The following is a 19,525-nucleotide window of genomic DNA, read 5'->3' as shown; positions in this document are numbered from 1 at the left end:
TATTGAAAACCCGGTGCTCCTGATGGAGTGACCGGGTTTTTCTGTTTTTTTAGATATCATAGCATACCGTATTGAACAAATTCTGAACAACGGGCCTGAGCAATTCCGACAAAAAAAGTTGGAACCACACCCCCATGATTAGACAGACTTTGAACAGGGGGCTCCGTATACTTGTGAATATGCTCAAGAATATCGGAATACCGGGTTACTGATATTTCGATATGTTGCGCGCAGGCAGGTGAAGAGTTTGGTTGTGTATGTGGATCTTATTTTTTTGACAAACCTGTGTATTGACGGTGCACTCATCGGAATGACTGCCTGGATGCGCAAAACAAAGCTGGTTTGGTGGCGATGGTTGCTGTCCGCCATTGTAGGCGCATTATACGTGGTCATGATGTTTGTACCGGAGTTTGATTTTATGTTCACCTTTTTGATCAAGTTCGGGTTCTCGCTGGTCATGCTTACGATTGCTTTTGGTTTTAAAGGTCTGCAGGCTTTTGCGAGGACGCTCGGTACCTTCTATGTGATTAATTTTGTCGCTGCCGGAGGTATTCTGGGTGTGCATTACATGCTTCAGAGCTCCGGTGAGTTGTTTAACGGCATTTGGTTCACGGCTTCTGGAGGTATGTCATTTGATCTGAAGATTGCCTTCTGGTTCACGTTTATCGTATTTTTTGTCGTCCTGTTTTTATTCAAAGCTGTGCAGAGCTCAAAACGGAAAACGGATCGCATGACGACTTATTTGGGTAAAGTTGAGGTCTGCATCGATGAGGTAGTCATTTCTTGTACAGGCCTTCTGGATACGGGCAATCAACTTACAGATCCCTTATCGCGCATGCCGGTCATGGTGATGGAGGTTTCGTTATGGCAAGACATGTTACCTGCTTCATGGAAGGGCAGACTCAAGGACGAGGCGTCGGACAACCTTATTCTGGAGCTTGATCAGGAAAGTTTTCAGTGGCAGGATCGACTGCGGCTAGTGCCTTATCGGGGCATTAACAAAGGGACTGCGTTTATGCTGGCAATGAAGCCGGACCGGGTGAAGGTGACGATGGAGGAAACATGTTATGAGACGACAAGGGTACTTATTGGGCTGGATGGAGGTGTTTTGTCGTCGGATGGGAAATACCAGGCCGTGATTCATCCTGAACTTGTGCAAGACGCTGCTTCTGCGCAGTCTACGGCTCTCTCTGCGGGAGCAACAGAAAAGCCGCTGAATGTGGTATAGGAGGAACGTACATGCTTGTGAAATGGAAACTGGTGGCGCAGCTGCAATATTACCGTCTGTTATTTTTGTTGGGACTCAAAAGTGAAGAGATCTATTACATTGGGGGAAGTGAGGCACTTCCGCCGCCTTTGACAAGGGAAGAAGAAGAATTTTTACTGCAAAAATTATCCTCGGGAGACTCGGCCATTCGCGCGATGCTTATTGAGCGCAATCTGCGTCTGGTGGTGTACATTGCACGAAAGTTTGAAAACACAGGAATCAATATTGAGGATTTGGTCTCCATTGGAGCCATCGGATTGATCAAGGCAGTTAATACATTCGACCCGGAAAAGAAAATCAAACTGGCAACATATGCTTCACGTTGTATCGAAAATGAAATTTTGATGTACCTGAGACGTAATAGTAAGATCCGAACTGAAGTTTCTTTTGATGAACCGCTCAACATTGATTGGGATGGAAATGAACTATTATTATCCGATGTATTGGGTACAGAAAACGATACAATCTATCGGAATATTGAAGAGCAGGTAGACCGGAAACTTTTGCACAAGGCACTGGAAAAATTAACGGAGCGCGAGCGAATGATTATGGAGCTTCGTTTTGGCTTGACGGATGGGGAAGAAAAGACACAAAAAGATGTAGCGGATCTACTTGGAATCTCCCAATCCTACATCTCTCGTCTCGAAAAAAGAATCATTAAAAGACTTCGCAAGGAGTTCAATAAAATGGTCTGAAATACATCATTGGTCAGAATGGGTATTACTGGCAAGGGTGCCAAGTACGAATAAAAAAGCCTGCCCCGGAGATAATGTACATTAATGTTTCTCCTTGGGAGGTAAATCACGATGACCCGAAACAAAGTCGAGATTTGTGGCGTGGACACCGCAAAATTGCCTGTCCTCACCAACACTGAAATGCGGGAATTGTTTCATTCCCTTCAGCAACACCATGATCGCTCAGCAAGAGAGAAATTAGTGAATGGCAACCTGCGTCTGGTACTCAGTGTCATTCAGCGTTTTAACAATCGGGGGGAGTTTGTCGATGATCTGTTCCAGGTTGGTTGCATCGGCCTGATGAAAGCCATTGATAATTTTGATTTATCCCAGAATGTCAAATTTTCAACCTACGCGGTGCCGATGATTATCGGTGAAATCCGTCGATACCTGCGTGATAATAACCCGATTCGGGTATCTCGCTCCTTGAGGGATATAGCTTACAAAGCGCTTCAGGTCCGTGACAGCCTGACGAATAAAAATTCCCGGGAACCGACGATATTCGAAATTGCGGAAGTACTGAATGTGCCGAAGGAAGATGTTGTTTTTGCATTGGACGCCATTCAGGACCCGGTCTCGCTCTTCGAACCGATTTATCATGATGGTGGAGATCCGATCTATGTTATGGATCAGATCAGCGATGACAGAAACAAAGATGTGTCATGGATCGAGGAAATTGCACTTCGTGAAGCGATGCATCGTCTTGGTCAGCGGGAAAAAATGATTCTGTCGATGCGGTTTTTCGAAGGGAAAACCCAGATGGAAGTGGCTGATGAAATTGGCATTTCCCAGGCTCAGGTATCACGTCTGGAGAAATCAGCGATACAACAGATGCAAAAACATGTGAAGTCGTAACACGATGTAAACTCAGGAGGACGATCAATCGGGGCAGTGTATACCGTTGGTCGTCTTTTTGTTTTGGCCCTTTCCATATTCGATGAAAAACAGGACATTTTTCGCCCCTGAAACATATATTGTATAGAAGCGTGAAGAACGGGCAGAAGAGGAATAACAGGGGGCGGAAATGAATGAAAGTAAATACGAGCGAAGTTGCGGCACGAGGCATGAAAATCTCGGATTTTCAGACAAAGGATGTCATTAACATTACGGATGGTAAACGCCTCGGTCAGATCAGTGATTTGGAGCTGGATCTGAAGCAGGGACGAATTGAAGCGATTGTTGTGCCCGGGTACAGCAGGTTTATGGGTCTTTTTGGCGGGGGAACGGATCTGGTGATTCCCTGGAGAAATATTGTGAAGATTGGTTCAGATGTGATTCTTGTGAAGATGGATGAGGTGAAAGAAAACACGTATGACGAGCGTGATCGCGAAGCGCGCCTGTATGATGAACAGCAGCATAACCGCACAGAGCGTGTGGAACGCATTGAACGATCAGACCGCAATCAGCGTCGAACGATATAAAGGAGACAGAATGTGGCTCATTTGGTACACTGGAAGTGGTGAGGTGAGAGAATGGAACCCTTTGTATTGAATAAGGAATTACTTGAACGGACAGAGAACCCTAATTCAGATTTCGGTTCTGACCCGTTATTATTATATGTTGAGCCCTGGAGACAGCAGTTTGAACAGTTATCGGTCGGATTTACGACAAGACATGGTGGAGTCGGAAGTGCACCCTATGCTACGCTTAACTGCGCTTATCATGTGGGGGATGATCCTGAAGTTGTGCTTAACAACCGCAGGCTTGTAACAGGGAAGCTTGGCTTTGTAACAGAAGCATGGACCTGTGGAGAGCAGGTGCATGGCAAACATGTGGCTGTAATTACAGCTGAAGATCGGAGCAGGGGATTACTTGATCGTCAGTCTGCGTTGCAGGATACGGATGGATTGGTCACGAATGTGCCTGGTGTGCTGTTGACTTCTTTCTACGCAGACTGTGTTCCGCTTTATTTCTATGACCCTGTGCAGCAGGCTGTAGGTCTTGCTCATGCCGGCTGGAAAGGTACAGTCGCGGGTATCGCTGTATCCATGGTGGAGACGATGGAACGGGAGTATGGCAGCCGTAGGCAGGACATTCGAGCTGCAATCGGTCCGTCGATTGGGGATTGCTGTTATGAAGTGGATGAGGCCGTCATGCAGCATGTACGGGTTTGGTTTGATGATTCCCCGGTTAATGATGAATACAAGGATTCTGCTTCTAAACAAGCATATCGAGCCGTGAATAACGGTAAAACGATGTTAAACTTGAAAGAATGTAATCGACACATTATGATGAAAGCAGGAATAATGCCGGATCATATCGAATGTACAACATGGTGTACAAGTTGTCATCCCGAACTGTTTTTCTCCTATCGGAAGGAAAATGGGGTTACAGGGCGGATGGCGAGCTGGATTGGGCTGGAAGAGAGGTGACCCTCTGTGTCATTGGAGGAGCGTATACAACAGGTAAATCAGAAGATCGAGGATGCATGTCGGCGCAGTAACCGTCATCGTGATGATGTGAATGTGATTGCGGTCACGAAATATGTCTCACTTGAAACAACGGGATCTGTGCTGGATCATGGTCTTGAGCATATTGGGGAAAACCGGTGGCAGGATGCACAGGCCAAATGGGAAGCTTTTGGTCAGCAGGGTACCTGGCACTTTATCGGTCATTTGCAGACAAACAAGGTGAAAGACGTGATTGGCAAGTTTCGTTACATACATTCACTGGATCGTTTGTCATTGGCGAAGGAGTTGGATAAGAAAGCAGCTTCACTTGGCATCCAAGTGGAAACGTTTTTGCAGGTGAATATTTCGGGTGAAGAGAGCAAGTATGGCTTACAGCCTGAACAGGCAAGTTCTTTTTTGCGTGATATTCGTTCGTTCAACAATCTCAAGGTCGTCGGCCTGATGACCATGGCACCTCATGAGGAAGATCCGGAGCTGACGCGTCCCGTATTTCGTGGATTGCGTGAGCTGAGAGATCAATTGAATGGACAAGCCCTTACAGCAGAGCCGTTGACTGAGCTGTCGATGGGGATGTCCAATGATTTTGAAGTGGCCATTGAAGAAGGGGCAACCTGGGTACGGCTAGGATCGATTCTCGTAGGAAAAGAGGAGGGTTCACGATGGGCGTAATGAATAAATTTATGAATTTCCTCGGACTTCAGGAAGAGGAAGAGATTGTGGAACGTGAACGAATGGCTGCGCAGGAGGAAAATGAGGCTGAACATCAGGAAGCTGAAACCTCCAGTCTCGATAAACGTAGAAACCAAAGGGGGAATAATGTGGTGAGCATTCATTCCCAGAAAAATGTTAAAGTTGTCCTGTATGAACCGCGTTCTTATGACGAGGCTCAGGAAATTGCCGACCATCTGCGTTCGCATCGTACCGTTGTGGTGAACTTGCAACGAATTCGCCAGGACCAAGCGCTGCGCGTTATTGATTTTTTGAGTGGCACGGTATATGCATTGGGTGGCGGTATTTCCAAAATCGGCGGAAACATTTTTCTCTGTACGCCAGATACGGTTGAAATTCAGGGATCAATTACGGAAATACTGGCTGACAGCGAGCAAGATTATAACAGAATGAGGTGAGCCGTTTTTGGAGTCGTTAGTTAATATTTTGGGTTTTGCATATCAAATTTACTTTTACATGGTCATCGTCTACATATTGATGTCATGGCTTCCCAACGCACGGGAAAGCTTTATCGGTGAATGGTTGGGCAAATTAGTGGAACCATATCTAAGTCCGTTTCGCCGATTTATACCGCCTTTGTTCGGTGTGCTGGATATTTCTCCGATTGTGGCGCTGATCGTTCTGCAACTTGCGCTTAATGGGCTGATCTCCATACTCCGGTATTTTGCATATTAGAGGTTGTTCAAAAAGTCCGCTTTTGATTACGAAGGATGCCTAGTGGCATCGTCAGCATCGAATATGGAATTCAGCCGAAATAAGCGGGAGGCTTACGAAGTATGTTTCCTTCGGAAACATTGTAGTTGCTCACGTAGTTTTCTCTACGCTCCGCTACTCCATTTCTAGCTTTATCCCATCTTCGCGGTACTGAAAACCGGTCTTTTTGAACACGGACTATTAGGGTAGGGTGACATAGATGAGCGGTGAAATTTACGAACATTTTAGCCATGATGAGCGAGATTTTGTAGACAAGGCTTCGGATTGGGTTGAGCAGGCAGGTAAGTATCATGACATGAAGCTAACTGACTTCCTTGATCCAAGGCAGGTTTTTATCTTACAGACTCTTGCCAATCGCCGTAACGACGTTCAGATTCGTCTGGATGGTGGTTACGAGGCTGCTGAACGCAAGCGTGCGCTGGTTGCACCTGATTATATGTATCTGGATGATGAGGATATGGGGATGCAGGTGCTCAGTATCACGTCTGATGATCAGAAAATCTCGGAGCTGGAGCATGGGGACTATATGGGTTCCCTGCTCGGGCTTGGGATGAAACGTGGAAAGATCGGGGATATCCAAGTGCTGGAGGACGGTTGCCATACAGTGGTGGCGGCGGAAACCGGCGCTTTTTTATCGCTTCAACTGAATCAGGTGCATCGGTTACATGTGTTCACAGAGTTACTTCCTTTGGATCAGATGCAGTGGTCGGAGAACAAGCTGGAGACGATGGATATTACGGTCGCTTCGCTTCGTTTGGATGGAATCTGCGCAGATGTGTATCGGCTTAGTCGCAGTAAAGTGCTGGTGCCGATCAAAGCTGGTCGTTGCCGAGTGAACTGGAAGGTTGAGGAAGATCCCTCCAAATCGCTAAAAGCGGGTGATGTCGTATCCATTCAGGGATTTGGCCGTTTCAAGGTTATGGAGCAGGATGGGATGACCAAAAAAGGACGTTGCCGAGTGAAAATCGGCAAATTTGCCTGAGTCTGTTGCAGGAAAATCCGCTTTCTTGTCGAAATGTTTATCATAAAGGTGTAGAAAATACGCGGTGTATCCGATATACATTAAGTCAAAGATTTATGCTGCAAACCTTCTCTGGACGGGAAGGAACTTTAACAGGAGGTGGACAGCATGCCATTAACGCCGCTGGACATACACAACAAGGAATTTTCCCGACGTTTGCGCGGGTATGACGAGGATGAAGTCAATGAATTCCTGGATCAAGTCATCAAAGATTACGAAGGCGTCATTCGCGAGAACAAAGAGCTGAGCAATCAGTTGCTGTCCGTTCAGGAAAAGCTGGATCATTTTGCCACGATTGAAGAAACGCTCAGCAAAACGATCATCATTGCGCAGGAAGCTGCTGATGATGTGAAGAATAATGCGAAGAAAGAAGCGCAGTTGATCGTGAAGGAAGCAGAGAAGAATGCAGACCGGATTGTGAACGAATCGTTGGGCAAATCACGCAAAATTGCTTTGGAAGTGGAAGAACTGAAAAAGCAGGCATCGATTTATCGTGCCCGTTTCCGAACGCTTGTTGAAGCGCAGCTTGAACTGTTGACTCAGGATGGTTGGGAAGTGCTGGAGAGCCGGGAGCAGGAAGTGCGTGACCGTGAGCGGGAGATGAAAGAAATTTATTAGTCTGTCGCCTGGTTGACTTTTGTCTGCAAAGAGGCTATAACTATATTCATAATGAATAGTGATTCCATGACGGGTTCAGTACGTTATGATCTCATCCCTCAGAGAGTTGGTGGTTGGTGCAAACCAATGGATGAGTTATAGCCGAATATCTCCCCGGAGAAGTGACGCTGAAGCGGTGATCTTGATTGCCGTGTGTAAGCCGAACCGTAAGCCGTACGTTATAACGGCACCCTGCAGTAGTTTAGCGGGGCATAAGCGCTGTTGATGACAGAGCATACCCGGGCTTGCCTGGATGTGGTTTGTGATGAACAGAATTAGGGTGGTAACGCGAGTATAGCCTCGTCCCTTTCCAGGGACGGGGCTTTTTTGTGTCCAAAAAAGGCGAACGTGCATGAGGCCCGAAGGGACCTCAGGGAGAGAGTCGACCGCCGGGGGAGCGAAGCACCCGGCAACACGGGTTCGCTAAGGCGAACGCCCATGAGGCCCGAAGGGACCTCAAGGAGAGAGCCACCTGCCGGGAAAGCGAAGCACCCGGCAACACGGGTTCGCTAAGGCGAACGCCCATGAGGCCCGAAGGGACCTCAAGGAGAGAGCCAACCGCCGGGAGAGCGAAGCGCCCGGCAACACCCGCCTCGCGGTAAGGCCATGCGGCGTTCACGCAGGGAACAGCCGCAAAATGGCCGCCACTATGCACATCCACCCCTCGCCCATAAGCCCCACCGATCCCTCAACGACAACCCATCCCGGGTGTCCAGAGGGCGGAGCGCCTATGGGGTCCCCCTTGGCAAGGGGGATTTAGGGGGATTGAAACGCTTTTTGTGGACGGTCCACAATCCAACCAAAGAAAGGGAAGTTGATCATCATGCAACGAGTTGACGTCAAAGAGAAAGCACGTGCCAGAGAATTACGCGTGTTGGATAAATGGAAAACGGAGAATACATTCAAAAGATCCATCGAAAACCGGGAGGGCAAGCCTAACTTCGTATTTTATGAAGGGCCGCCTACAGCAAACGGTAAACCGCATATCGGCCACGTACTGGGACGCGTAATCAAGGATTTCGTTGGACGGTATAACACGATGAAAGGTTACCGTGTTGTTCGTAAAGCAGGTTGGGATACACATGGTCTGCCTGTAGAACTGGGTGTACAGAAGAAGCTTGGTATCTCCCACAAGTGGGAAATCGAAGATTACGGCGTGGAGAAATTCATTAACGAATGTAAAGCGAGCGTATTCGAGTACGAGCAACAATGGCGTGACCTGACGGAAGGTATCGGATATTGGACGGATATGGATAACCCATATATCACCCTTGATAACAACTACATCGAGAGTGTATGGAACATCCTGGCGACAATTCATGAGAAAGGCCTGTTGTACCGTGGTCACCGTGTGAGTCCGTATTGTCCATCTTGTCAGACAACACTGAGTTCCCATGAAGTTGCACAAGGGTACAAAGACGTCAAAGATCTGAGCGCTACAGCGAAATTCAAACTGAATGACAGCGGAGAATTTGTACTGGCTTGGACGACAACACCTTGGACACTGCCTTCACACGTCGCACTTGCCGTGAATCCGGATATGGACTACTCCCGTGTTCGTCAAGGTGATGAAGTGTACATCATGGCAACCAATCTAGTTGAAAAAGTGATGAAAGATACCAAAGGTGAGTATGAGATCATCGGTGCACTGAAAGGTGCCGACCTGGTTGGCAAAACGTATGATCCTCCGTTCAACTACGTACAGGCTGAGAAAGCCAACATCATTCTGGGCGCAGGCTTTGTAACGGATGCAAGTGGTACGGGTATCGTACACATGGCTCCTGCCCATGGTGAAGATGACTACCGTGTATGCCGTGAGAATGGGATCAGCTTTGTGAACATGGTGGACCTTGAAGGAAAGTTTGTCGCTGAGGTTACTGATTTTGCCGGACGTTTTGTGAAGGATTGTGATATAGATATCGTGCGATATCTATCTGAGAATGGACGTTTGTTCAGCAAAGAAAAATATGAGCACAGCTATCCATTCTGCTGGCGTTGTGATACACCGCTTCTGTACTATGCAATGGACAGTTGGTTTATCCAAACGACAGCCATCAAGGACCAATTGATTGCCAACAATAGTGAAGTGGATTGGTACCCGGGTCACGTTCGTGAAGGTCGCTTCGGGAAATTCCTTGAGGATCTGGTGGATTGGAACATCAGCCGTGATCGTTATTGGGGAACTCCGCTGAATATCTGGGTGTGCGAGGAGACTGGCGAACAATTTGCTCCACACAGCATTGCAGAATTACGTGCTCGTGCGGTAGGTGATGTGCCTGAGAATCTTGAATTGCATAAACCGTATGTGGATGACGTTAAAGTCATGAGCTCTTGTGGCAAATATGAAATGAAACGTACACCGGAAGTGATCGATGTCTGGTTCGACAGCGGCTCCATGCCGTTTGCCCAGCAGCACTATCCATTTGAAAATAAAGAAGTATTTGAACAGCAGTATCCTGCTGATATGATCTGTGAAGGGATTGACCAGACACGTGGCTGGTTCTATAGCTTGCTGGCGGTTTCTACCCTATTGACAGGCAAAGCGCCTTACAAAGCGGTTATGGCTACAGGACACGTTCTTGATGAGAACGGACAGAAGATGTCCAAATCCAAAGGTAACGTTATCGATCCTTGGGAAGTGATTGAAGAATATGGTACAGATGCATTCCGTTGGGCTTTGTTGTCTGACAGTGCACCGTGGAACAGCAAACGTTTCTCCAAAGGTATCGTAGGTGAAGCCAAATCCAAAATGGTGGATACGCTGGTTAACACCCATGCATTCCTGACGCTTTATGCTACCATTGATGGATTTGATCCACAGGAGCACCCGTTCCAACTGTCCGCACACAAGCTGGATCGCTGGATTCTGTCGAGGCTGAACAGTCTGATCCTGGTTGTAGAAAAAGCGTTGTTGGTTAACGATTATCTGAACTCTTCCAAAGCGATTGAAGCATTTGTTGATGAGCTGAGTAACTGGTACATCCGTCGTTCCCGTGACCGTTTCTGGGGAAGTGGTCTGACAGAGGATAAACTGGACGCTTACCGCACATTGACTGAGGTGTTGGTAACTACTGCGAAACTGGTTGCTCCGTTCACACCAATGCTGGCAGAAGACATCTATCTGAACCTTGCAACAGGCGAGAGTGTGCACATGGAAGACTATCCGGTAGCTAATGAATCGCTAATTGATGCAGGACTTGAACAGGATATGGAGACGGCTCGCCGCGTGGTTGAACTTGCCCGTAACGTTCGTAACGAAACAGGCATCAAGACACGTCAGCCGCTGTCCGAATTGATTGTTTCTCTGGATAAAGGGTTTGACCTGGTAAGTTATGAAGAGATCATCAAGGAAGAGATCAATGTAAAAGGAATCCGTACGGAGCATAACGATGCGGAATTCGTTGACTTTACATTGAAGCTGAACCTGAAAGTTGCAGGTAAGAAATACGGTAAAAACGTAGGATTCCTGCAAAACTTCTTCAAGGGAATGTCGGCCGATGAGACGCGTAAAGTGGTTTCGGAGGGTGTGCTGAACATCGTTTCTCCGGAAGGTGAAGAGCTGCAAGTAACGAGCGAAGAATTATTGGTTGATAAACAGGCCAAATCAGGTTTTGCTTCTGCATCAGGTTACGGTCTGACGGTTGCACTCAATACCGAAATCACGCCAGCATTGGAACAGGAAGGCTGGGTCCGTGAAGTGGTTCGTGCTGTGCAGGATACCCGGAAACGACTGGACTTGCCGATTGAGAAAAGAGTACGTTTGACACTGGATGTGGATGCATCCCTTCAGGAAGCTATTCAGGCGTTTGATGATGTCTTGCGTGAAAATGTTCTCGTAACCGAAGTTACATTTGGCTCGAATGAGTCCATGGAACGCGTTGAAGCCGGAGGCAAATCGATCGGTATTTACATCGAAGCGTAATTCGGAGCATGTCCCATTCTACAGTGACAAAATATAGAGCATAAACAAACGAGCCGCAGAGGCAGGGACATTTTCCCTGGTTCTGGGCTCGTTTGTTTTTTAGGCAATAAGGCAATGATTCTATAGTGCAGTCAATCTATATTGATCAAAGGAACTGACCAAAACATGAGCGAACATGACAAGCAAGCCGCAACTACTTCAACATCAACATCAGATGATCTGAATTCACATGACAAAATCGAAGAGCTACATACCCTGACTAACCGTCTGGCGAATGAACTGGAACGTTCACGAATTGCGCAATACACAGAATTGCTGAACAGGCCATGGAAATTGATCGGACTTAACCTGTTGTCTGGAGCCGCACGAGGTGTGGGGATTGCGATTGGTTTTACCTTTTTCGCAGCAACGATTATTTACGTTTTGCAGCTACTTGGGGCGCTCAATCTTCCCATTGTTGGAGACTACATCGCTGATATTGTGCGTATTGTCCAGCGTCAGCTTGATATGAACACCTACTAAGCGATTAGCAAGGTGAATGATATCAAAGTGTATTTAGTAAATGTCATCCGTCTCCAAATCAGGTTCTAACAGACCCTCGCCCTCACGGTTCTCCAGATACTGGCGATATTGCCGATTGCGCACGATGGAGACGTCATGACCATAGATGTCCGTGGCAACAAAGCTTTCGTACGCTTCAACGCAGCCTTCCACTTCATCGGTGGCTTCAATCGCCATAACATCATAGCTGTCGATATCACGTCCTTCAGCCATGGCCGGGGAGTTCGATGTGCCCCAACTTTCAACAATCTGCCAGGTATCTTCACCATCGAAGCCATTTTGGTCATCACGCTCGTCCAGACTGGTTCGACCAAATGCCGGGGCGAGGAATTCTTCCTCTACAGGACGGTTTTCGGAGACAACGGTTTCCGGTTGATGTTTTTTGCAGTATTTGGTGTAGGGAACAGCTTCCATGCGTTCATAAGGGATGGGTTGCTGGCAGACCGCACATGTACCGTAATGTCCTTCTTCGATGGAATGCAGTGCAGAATCGATTCGTTCCAATTGGAATTCATCATGCTCCAGCAGGGAAATATCTTTCTCGCGTTCATACACCTCCGTGGCTAAGTCGCCAGGATGGTTATCAATTGGTGATAATTCACCTGTCTGTAGTTTAAGGGAGTCTCCAAGGCCATAATGCTCGTTTTCCGACAGTCTATGTTCAATATCGCGCTTATCGGACATCAGTTGGGAGTGTAAAAATTGCAGTTGTTTGGTAGTAAAATGTGACATGATTTTCCCCTTTCTGTGTTCATGCTGGAATCCGGATTTTGACTCTATTGTAGGATGTGCTATTTAGGGCAAGATTACAGAAGGGAAATGTTATCGTTTTTGCCATAAGCATTGTGATGTAGCGCGTCGTGGACGATTTCCAAACAGCTGTGCTACAATAAACAAGTCTGGCGTAAGCCTGGTATCGTTTGGAAAAGACAAGAACGGAGTGACAAACAAACGTGGTGTATTATATCCTCGCTTTTATCGTATTTTTATTGGATCAGGGAACCAAGTATCTGATTGCAACCCGGATGGAACTCAGAGAAGAAATTCCGGTAATCGGCAATTTCTTTGTCATCACATCACATCGTAACTCAGGAGCAGCTTTTGGCATTCTGCAAGACCAGCGTTGGTTCTTTATCGTGGTAACGTTGATTGTGGTCGTTGCCTTGATTTGGTATTTGCAAAAGGTAAAAGATACCCCGCACAAATTGCTGCCTGTGGCGCTTAGTTTGGTGCTTGGTGGAGCAATTGGCAACTTCCTTGACCGGGCATTGACCGGAGAAGTTGTAGATTTTGTACAACTTAATTTTGGAAGTTATACGTTTCCCATTTTTAACATCGCCGATTCGGCAATCTGCATCGGTGTAGCGTTGATCATTGTGGAGACGTTGCTTGAAGGAAGGCGCGAAAAAGCAGCCGCGAAGATTGAAGGGAATGAACATCATGAGTAATCCGAATGAGGAACAGATCAACGACGAAGAACTAATGAATGGCAATGAACGTATGGAATGGACCGTTGCCGCTGAACATAAAAAAGAACGAATTGACAAATATATTACAGAAGCTGTGGATAACGTATCTCGCTCCCAAGTTCAATTGTGGATCGGAGACGGGATGGTTACAGTAAATGGTGCTGTAGTCAAAGCCAATGCCAAGTTATCCGAAGGTGATCTGGTTGAGTTACAGATTCCAGAACCAGCTGCTGTAGAGATCATTGCCGAAGATATTCCACTGGAAGTGGTATATGAAGACAGCGACCTGATCGTGATCAATAAACAGCGTGGTCTTGTGGTGCATCCAGCACCAGGACATACGTCTGGCACACTCGTCAATGCACTTATGCACCACTGTAAAGACCTCTCGGGTATTAATGGGGAGTTGCGCCCTGGTATTGTGCATCGTATCGATAAGGATACATCCGGCCTGATCATGGCTGCCAAGAACGATCGTGCTCATGCATCATTGGCTGCTCAGTTGAAGGAACATACGGTGAACAGACGGTATATTGCACTCGTTCATGGTCATCTTAATCATGATCAAGGCACCATTGATGCACCGATTGGACGCGATACCAATGACCGCAAAATGTATACGGTCACAGAACGTAACAGTAAACATGCCGTTACGCATTTTACCGTTACAGAGCGAATTAATGATTACACCTTGCTGGAATTGAAACTGGAGACAGGACGTACTCACCAGATTCGGGTTCACATGAAATTTATTGGTCACCCGCTTGTAGGAGATCCAACTTATGGACGGAATAAAGGCATCAAAATGCAAGGACAGGCTCTGCATGCGGCCATTCTTGGATTTGTGCATCCAACAACGGGAGAATACCTTGAATTTTCAGCTCCGATTCCGCAAGATATGGAAGACGTGCTTGCCTCGCTACGCAGTCGTTAACAGTTCCAAGAAAGTACAAATGTTCGGATACTTTGTCCATGGCTTTGATCACGCAAATGCTTCATATTAAAGTGTAGAAATTTGCGTCAAATGAGGAGATGAACAACGTTATGAGTATCGATAAATACCAAGAAACTTACATTCAGACTAATTTTGCCGACCGTATCGGTGGCTCCAACTATGGTAAAGACACGAACATTTATAAATTCGAGAAAATCAAACGCGCCAAAGCTTCGGCCAAAAAAGATTTTCCTGATGTGGAACTGATTGACCTTGGTGTAGGTGAACCGGACGAAATGGCTGATGCAGGCATTGTAGCTGCACTTGCAGAAGAAGCTTCCAGACCTGAGAACCGTGGTTATGCCGACAATGGTATTCCTGAATTCAAAACTGCTGCTGCTTCTTACCTGAAAAACGTATTTAACGTAGAAGGTATCGATGCAGATACTGAGATCGTACACTCCATTGGTTCAAAACCGGCTTTGGCGATGATGCCTTCATGCTTCATCAATCCAGGTGATGTGACCATCATGACCGTTCCAGGTTACCCGGTTATGGGTACACATACGAAGTATCTGGGTGGAGAAGTGTTCAACATTCAATTGACGAAAGAGAACAACTTCCTGCCTGATCTGACGGCTATTCCTGAAGACATCGCAAAACGTGCGAAGTTGCTCTACCTGAACTACCCGAACAACCCTACAGGCGCTAGCGCAACAGTTGAGTTCTTCACTGAAGTCGTGGAGTGGGCTAAGAAATACAATGTTGTGGTTGTACATGATGCTCCATACGCAGCATTGACGTATGATGGCAAAAAACCGTTCAGCTTCCTGTCGGTACCTGGAGCGAAGGATGTCGGTGTAGAGCTGCACTCTCTATCCAAGTCCTACAACATGACGGGTTGGAGAATCGGATTCGTAGCGGGTAACCCGCTTGTAGTCAAAGCATTCAGCGACGTGAAGGACAACAATGACTCCGGTCAGTTCATCGCGATTCAAAAGGCTGCTGCCTATGGCTTGAATCACCCTGAAATTACGGAAAAAATTGCAGAGAAATATTCCCGCCGTCACGACATGCTCGTTGCCGCATTGAACGAGTTGGGCTTCCAGGCTGAAAAACCTAAAGGTTCATTCTTCCTGTATGTTGAAGCACCAAAAGGTGTGGTTGGTGGACGTCGCTTCGAATCCGGCGAAGACTTCTCCCAATTCCTGATCCGTGAGAAATTGATCTCATCTGTACCTTGGGATGATGCCGGTAACTTTGTTCGTTTCTCCGTAACCTTTGAAGCGAAGGGTGAAGAGGAAGAAAAACGTGTTATTGCTGAGATCAAACGTCGTCTGAGCGACGTGCAATTCGAATTTTAATTGTTGTACACTATAGATCAAACATGTGAAAATGAAGAGACCGGTAACGGTCTCTTTTTTTATGCCCATATTAGATTTTTTTCATTTACTCCCTTTACAAAATTATACAAGCAACATATGATTAGATCTTTACGTTATTTGTTATATACAGAAGTTGTTTTTGAAGGGAGTTATTACATTTGTTATCATCACAAACGAGTACGGTGTCCTCACCGGCTACAGGAACAGGCAGTACAGTGTCAGGATTATTCAGATTGTTAAGACCCAAACAGTGGACTAAAAATCTGCTGTTATTTGCTGCGTTACTATTTTCTTTTGAAGAAATTCGGACTGAAACCATTCTTGCGACTTTGCTTGGTTTTATTCTATTTAGCCTCGTTGCAGGCTGTGTGTATATTTTAAATGACTTTGTAGACCGGGACAGGGATCGACAGCATCCGGTGAAAAAGTATCGTCCTATGGCTTCTGGGCAGGTGAATCCGAGTCATGCTTTGTTGTTTGGCATTATTCTATTAATCCTCTCCGTAGGAACGGCCTTCATGATGAACCCCCTATTCGGGGTGTTATGTATCGTCTATTTCCTGTTGAATGTATCGTATTCATTTGTGCTGAAACATCTCGTTATCCTTGATATGATGACCATTGCAGCCGGGTTTGTACTTCGTGCCATTGCAGGTGGTGTGCTGATCCATGTGCCATTCACACCGTGGTTTTTGATCTGTACCATGCTGTTGTCGTTGTTTTTGGCTATTGGCAAACGCAGAAATGAACTTACGTTGCTTGAGGGAAATACGGGATCACACCGTAAGGTTTTGGATAACTACTCCATTACGTTACTGGATCAATTCAATACAATTGTGACGACAGCTACGATTATCAGTTATTCCCTGTTCACATTCACTTCAGATCGAACTATCCATCTCATGTGGACGATTCCATTGGTCATTTACGGCATGTTCCGTTATCTGTATCTGATTCATATGAAGAACCAGGGCGGCTCGCCAGATCGTGTGCTATTTGAGGACAAGCCCATATTAATTACGGTTATGTTATATGTGATAAGTGTTATTACAATCTTTGCAATCTTTGAATAAAGGCTGAGGGGGATCAGGGTGAAAAGCACGAAAGTCGCAATTTTTGATATTGATAAAACGATTATACGCAGTGATTCCATGTTTCAATTTGTGCATTATGGTGTTAAACGTTACCCGTGGCAGGTATGGAGACTACCTGTCATTGCATTACATACCGTGTTATTCAAGGCAGGCTTCATGACTGTTGAACAAGTCAAACGATCCTACTTTCAAGAAATTGAGCGTATGTCTGAAAAAGATCTCGAACATTTCTTTGATACTCGTTTGCGCACGTCCATTTTTGCCGAGGCCAGTGTAGAGATGCAACATCGTAAAGAAGCAGGCTATCATGTCTTGCTGGTAACCGCATCTCCGCATGCTTATATGAAATACTTTAAAAATTTTCCCTGGGTGGATCATGTAATTGGAACTGAACTTGTCCGACATGAGAATGGTTACACATGCAGAATTGATGGCAGCAATTGCAAAGGGGAAGAGAAGGTAAGCCGAATTCAGGCTTATCTGAGTGAGAAGAATATGGTCATTGACTATGACCAGTCATGTTCCTACTCGGACTCCTTATCCGACCTTCCAGTCATGCAGCTTGTGAGTCAGCGATACTTTATTAACAAGCGTGTACCGGACATGGAGGCATTATCGTGGGGGAAATAAAATCACGTCATACCGGTAAATGGTTGATGCTCGTTTCCGCATTTTTGACAGCAACGGGTCAGTTGTTCTGGAAATGGGGACTAACCGAGTGGATCTACCTGGGTGTTGGTTTTCTGTGTTATGGACTTGGAGCAATTTTGATGATTAAAGCTTTTGCTTTGGAAAAACTCTCTGTTGCTTATCCTCTGATGTGTGCCAGCTACGTATTTGCCTTAATCTATGGATATTTTTTGCTAGGGGAAGAAATTACGGTGCAGAAGCTGGCAGCAGTTGTATTGCTTGGAATCGGGGTGACATTAACCAGTGTTGATCGATAGCTGGATGGTTGCCGTATTAATTGTCATGACGTTGTGTGGTGCACTGGGCGGGGCCGGACTGAAAGCTTATGCATCTAGTCGCAATCGTCTGCATGTACTCATGGGACTGGGATTCTACGGAACGGGTGCGTTGCTGAATATTGTATTGCTGAAGTTTCTTCCATTAACCGTAGTGTTGCCTGCGAACGCATTAACATATGTGTGGACTCTCATTATTGCGCGGCTGGTATTTAAAGAGATGGTGGGCCCTTTACGCTGGATCGGTGTGGCATGTATTATGGGTGGCCTAGTGTTACTGGTGTTCTAATTTGAACTAAAGATTATTTACACGAGCACTATAAAATTTATTGGATGTGAAATGAAAGCATGAACTTTTTAGATTACTTATTTTATAATCGCAGAGCCAACTGGACAGCCTTCTACCTGTTTGCGGGATTTGCTTTGTTCTATGGTTTAATGAACGGCTCGTATGTTCTGTACATTGAAAATAATACAGAGATGCTTGGGGCGTATAGCCCATTTAATACAACGCTGTTTCCAATCAATTTATTCAACTTTGATCCTTCGATGTATTATGGGGACAACAGTTCTTCTGTTATCCATCCGCTCATTTCTTTTCTGGCAGTCACCCTTGCGACTGTAGCGAAACTGCTGGGAGGCAACTGGTTCTTTCTAATCTTGCAATCGCTGGTGAATGCGGGTTCGGTGGTGTTGGCGTATCTGTTCCTGAGTCAAAAAGAAGATAAACCGACCATCGTACCGCTACTGTTTGCCTTACTGTTTGGTTTCAGTTCCTATTTAATGTTTACTGCATTGATCCCGGATTCGTATCCGTATGTACAGTTCGTTATCCTGTTCTCGGTGGTTTACATGCAGTATACTCGTGAGCGTCAGGACGTACGTTATGTACCTAATGCATTGATTGCGTCCATTAACTTCGGGCTAACCTCGACCAACATCGTACCGTTTGCTGCTGCCACATTCTTTAATATGCATGCATGGCGCAATAAGGGAAATTTGAAAAAATACATCGGCATCATGGCACTAGCGGTTCTGATGATTATTGCATTAACAGGCGTTCAATATGTTGCATTTGGAGGTCGCAGCTGGGTTAGTAACTGGCTATTGGGCATTCAAAATGGTGGAACTAGCTATGCAACACCATTCCAGTTCGCTGTTCACTGGAAAGCATTGACCATGCTAACCATCAATCCGATGCTGACACCGAAGATGCATTTACTGGACCCGGGCATGGCAGCCTTTGTTACGGATCTATCCCGTTCCAATCCAATCTATGTGCAGATTACAGGTATCTTTATTTTACTATTGGCACTCATGGGCTTCATTAAGGGCATTCGTGAACGAGAAGTGTGGACCCTTGTGCCATATATTCTGTTTGCCTTTTTGCTTCATGTAGTTGTGGGCTTTGGTCTGGCTGTATTTCAATATGATATGTATCTGTATGCGGGGCACTATCTGTTTGCGTTCTTCCTGTTGGGTGGAGGTTTTGTCATCAGACTTCGTCCGGGATTGGGGAAAAAAGTGGTTATAGGTTTGATTATGTTATGTGTTATCGCTACGGCAAGTAACAACATCTATCGCCATGTAGAAACATTAACAACAATCAAGCAATCTTATGATCAGTTGGAACTGGAACGCTCAGTGAAATAATCAAACAGT

General features: G+C 46.0%; 21 protein-coding genes and 1 other annotated feature. Of the genes, 20 read left to right on the top strand and 1 reads right to left on the bottom strand.

Annotated features, from left to right (window positions below):
* Positions 1-247 precede the first annotated feature (247 nt).
* From spoIIGA to QVE09_RS13035, 12 genes are all read left to right on the top strand, one after another.
* Positions 248-1,228 carry a sigma-E processing peptidase SpoIIGA gene (gene spoIIGA, locus QVE09_RS13090; protein ID WP_315937120.1) on the top strand — a complete coding sequence of 327 codons (981 nt, stop codon included), beginning with the start codon at positions 248-250 and terminating at the stop codon, positions 1,226-1,228.
* An 11-nt stretch (positions 1,229-1,239) separates the two neighbouring features.
* Positions 1,240-1,962: an RNA polymerase sporulation sigma factor SigE gene (gene sigE / locus QVE09_RS13085; protein ID WP_017687308.1), complete on the top strand. Its 723-nt coding sequence runs from the start codon at positions 1,240-1,242 to the stop codon at positions 1,960-1,962.
* A gap of 111 nt (positions 1,963-2,073) precedes the next feature.
* Entirely contained in the window at positions 2,074-2,856 is a 783-nt protein-coding gene (sigG, locus tag QVE09_RS13080; protein WP_017687309.1) for an RNA polymerase sporulation sigma factor SigG, read from the top strand.
* Positions 2,857-3,029: 173 nt separating this feature from the next.
* Complete coding sequence (locus QVE09_RS13075; RefSeq protein ID WP_251035120.1) at positions 3,030-3,422, top strand: YlmC/YmxH family sporulation protein; 393 nt, start codon at positions 3,030-3,032, stop codon at positions 3,420-3,422.
* Positions 3,423-3,473: 51 nt separating this feature from the next.
* Entirely contained in the window at positions 3,474-4,373 is a 900-nt protein-coding gene (pgeF, locus tag QVE09_RS13070; protein ID WP_315937119.1) for a peptidoglycan editing factor PgeF, read from the top strand.
* A 6-nt stretch (positions 4,374-4,379) separates the two neighbouring features.
* Positions 4,380-5,081 (top strand): YggS family pyridoxal phosphate-dependent enzyme, encoded by a 702-nt coding sequence (locus QVE09_RS13065; RefSeq protein WP_036614854.1) that lies wholly within the window; start codon positions 4,380-4,382, stop codon positions 5,079-5,081.
* Positions 5,072-5,539: a cell division protein SepF gene (locus QVE09_RS13060; RefSeq protein ID WP_036614853.1), complete on the top strand. Its 468-nt coding sequence runs from the start codon at positions 5,072-5,074 to the stop codon at positions 5,537-5,539. Before QVE09_RS13065 ends, QVE09_RS13060 begins: the two co-directional genes overlap by 10 nt.
* A 7-nt stretch (positions 5,540-5,546) precedes the next feature.
* A complete protein-coding gene (locus tag QVE09_RS13055) occupies positions 5,547-5,816 on the top strand; it encodes a YggT family protein (protein ID WP_017687314.1) in 270 nt (89 codons plus the stop codon).
* Positions 5,817-6,054: 238 nt separating this feature from the next.
* Positions 6,055-6,837: a YlmH family RNA-binding protein gene (locus QVE09_RS13050; RefSeq protein ID WP_315937118.1), complete on the top strand. Its 783-nt coding sequence runs from the start codon at positions 6,055-6,057 to the stop codon at positions 6,835-6,837.
* Between the two features lie 147 nt (positions 6,838-6,984).
* A complete protein-coding gene (locus QVE09_RS13045; protein ID WP_062835445.1) occupies positions 6,985-7,494 on the top strand; it encodes a DivIVA domain-containing protein in 510 nt (169 codons plus the stop codon).
* A 57-nt stretch (positions 7,495-7,551) separates the two neighbouring features.
* Positions 7,552-7,844: a binding site (T-box leader), on the top strand.
* A gap of 512 nt (positions 7,845-8,356) precedes the next feature.
* A complete protein-coding gene (gene ileS / locus QVE09_RS13040) occupies positions 8,357-11,455 on the top strand; it encodes an isoleucine--tRNA ligase (protein WP_315937117.1) in 3,099 nt (1,032 codons plus the stop codon).
* A 165-nt stretch (positions 11,456-11,620) separates the two neighbouring features.
* Positions 11,621-11,977: a DUF5665 domain-containing protein gene (locus QVE09_RS13035; protein WP_315937116.1), complete on the top strand. Its 357-nt coding sequence runs from the start codon at positions 11,621-11,623 to the stop codon at positions 11,975-11,977.
* A 33-nt stretch (positions 11,978-12,010) separates the two neighbouring features.
* On the opposite strand, the gene QVE09_RS13030 is transcribed toward QVE09_RS13035, so the two are convergent.
* Positions 12,011-12,748, bottom strand: coding sequence for a TraR/DksA C4-type zinc finger protein (locus tag QVE09_RS13030; protein ID WP_315937115.1), 738 nt, complete (start codon positions 12,746-12,748; stop codon positions 12,011-12,013).
* 221 nt (positions 12,749-12,969) lie between these two features.
* Between QVE09_RS13030 and lspA the strand changes: the two genes are divergently transcribed.
* From lspA to QVE09_RS12990, 8 genes are all read left to right on the top strand, one after another.
* A complete protein-coding gene (lspA, locus tag QVE09_RS13025; RefSeq protein ID WP_091028497.1) occupies positions 12,970-13,464 on the top strand; it encodes a signal peptidase II in 495 nt (164 codons plus the stop codon).
* Positions 13,457-14,419, top strand: coding sequence for an RluA family pseudouridine synthase (locus QVE09_RS13020; RefSeq protein WP_397387034.1), 963 nt, complete (start codon positions 13,457-13,459; stop codon positions 14,417-14,419). Before lspA ends, QVE09_RS13020 begins: the two co-directional genes overlap by 8 nt.
* Positions 14,420-14,529: 110 nt before the next feature.
* Positions 14,530-15,783 (top strand): LL-diaminopimelate aminotransferase, encoded by a 1,254-nt coding sequence (locus QVE09_RS13015; protein WP_169481604.1) that lies wholly within the window; start codon positions 14,530-14,532, stop codon positions 15,781-15,783.
* A gap of 203 nt (positions 15,784-15,986) precedes the next feature.
* On the top strand, positions 15,987-16,877 hold the full coding sequence (locus QVE09_RS13010) for a decaprenyl-phosphate phosphoribosyltransferase (RefSeq protein WP_315937370.1): 891 nt from the start codon (positions 15,987-15,989) through the stop codon (positions 16,875-16,877).
* A gap of 18 nt (positions 16,878-16,895) precedes the next feature.
* On the top strand, positions 16,896-17,528 hold the full coding sequence (locus tag QVE09_RS13005) for an HAD family hydrolase (RefSeq protein WP_315937114.1): 633 nt from the start codon (positions 16,896-16,898) through the stop codon (positions 17,526-17,528).
* A 26-nt stretch (positions 17,529-17,554) separates the two neighbouring features.
* The gene (locus QVE09_RS13000) at positions 17,555-17,845 is read left to right on the top strand and encodes an EamA family transporter (protein ID WP_197997836.1); all 291 of its coding nucleotides are present in this window, start codon (positions 17,555-17,557) and stop codon (positions 17,843-17,845) included.
* Entirely contained in the window at positions 17,832-18,152 is a 321-nt protein-coding gene (locus tag QVE09_RS12995) for a DMT family transporter (protein ID WP_315937113.1), read from the top strand. The genes QVE09_RS13000 and QVE09_RS12995 overlap by 14 nt, the downstream gene beginning before the upstream one ends.
* A gap of 59 nt (positions 18,153-18,211) precedes the next feature.
* Positions 18,212-19,516 carry a DUF6080 domain-containing protein gene (locus tag QVE09_RS12990; protein ID WP_315937112.1) on the top strand — a complete coding sequence of 435 codons (1,305 nt, stop codon included), beginning with the start codon at positions 18,212-18,214 and terminating at the stop codon, positions 19,514-19,516.
* Positions 19,517-19,525: the final 9 nt, after the last annotated feature.

The sequence above is a fragment of the Paenibacillus sp. ClWae2A genome (assembly GCF_032452295.1).
Classification (GTDB): domain Bacteria; phylum Bacillota; class Bacilli; order Paenibacillales; family Paenibacillaceae; genus Paenibacillus.
The sequence above is the reverse complement of the archived record's forward strand: the minus strand, read 5'-3'. Positions and strand labels throughout refer to the sequence as shown.